Consider the following 504-nt stretch of genomic DNA (forward strand, 5'->3'; position numbering starts at 1 on the left):
AAGGAGATCGTGCTGGACTTTGATGGCACCGACATCCCCGTGCATGGCGAGCAACCCGGCAAGTTCTTTAACCGTTATTACGATCACCACTGCTACTTCCCACTGTATGTCTTCTGTGGGCGCCACTTACTGGTGAGCTATCTGCGCACCAGTGACCGCAGCGACAGCCGCCATAGCTGGGCGATCCTCGCCTTACTGGTACGCTTTATCCGTCAATACTGGCCCGATACGCGCATCGTGTTACGAGGTGATAGCCACTTTTGTCGTCCCCGGATGCTGAACTGGTGTGATCGGCATCACGTCGACTACATCGTGGGAATCGCAAAGAACAGCCGGCTGCTCAAGGAAGTGGACGTCCCCATGATGCTGGTGCGCAAGACCCAATGGCAGGTGGGAGGGAAAGTAGCGGGGACGTTCCGCTTCCAGTATCAAGCCCACTCCTGGAAATACTCACGCTGGGTGGTGGCCCGCCTAGAAGAAGGCGAGTTAGGCTCTAATCCCCGG

The 504-nt window shown here is 56.9% G+C and carries 1 protein-coding gene; it reads left to right on the forward strand.

The window, feature by feature from the left end:
* Positions 1 to 504, forward strand: a 504-nt coding sequence (locus INT22_RS01265; protein ID WP_193067523.1) for a transposase, incomplete at both ends; no start/stop codon positions are given.

The sequence above is a fragment of the Halomonas sp. 3D7M genome, from assembly GCF_014897885.1.
GTDB lineage: Bacteria > Pseudomonadota > Gammaproteobacteria > Pseudomonadales > Halomonadaceae > Vreelandella.